Raw genomic sequence first — 408 nt, 5'->3', positions numbered from 1 at the left:
TGAAGGGTTAAAAATGGCGTGGTCACTCTCGAACCGAGAAAAAGCGAAAGCGGAAGCCTATATGACCGAGCCGGAGGAGTTTTTTGATGTGATGGATTTGCCAGGGGATTTTGAACGGGCTTCTGATGTCCAAGCAGAACCAAGGCGCGAATGGCATGAGTACTCATTAAAGAGCCTTATGGATGGACGTTTAGTCAGATTAGAGGATCAACGTGGTATGTCTCCAATCAGATATGGCTCGGATGAATTAGATTTAATTACGAGTCTGGATCCGTTTTTTGCCATCATTGATGGACGTATGGTGATTGCACGTTAAGGAGGCGCTATGCCAGGGGCAGCACGATTAGGCGATACCGCCGGTGGGCATGGTTGTTTTCCGCCCACCGCAGTGACCAGCGCTAGCGCTGG

Annotated in this window: 1 pseudogene; it reads left to right on the top strand. The window is 49.8% G+C overall.

The window, feature by feature from the left end:
• Nucleotides 1–316 (top strand): annotated as a pseudogene (locus BZJ21_RS15620) (glycosyl hydrolase family 26); the annotation flags it as partial.
• Between the last annotated feature and the right edge of the window lie 92 nt (nt 317–408).

The sequence above is a fragment of the Salinivibrio costicola subsp. alcaliphilus genome, assembly GCF_001996185.1.
GTDB classification, from domain to species: Bacteria; Pseudomonadota; Gammaproteobacteria; order Enterobacterales; family Vibrionaceae; genus Salinivibrio; species Salinivibrio costicola.
This window is presented reverse-complemented; position numbering and strand designations above follow the sequence as displayed.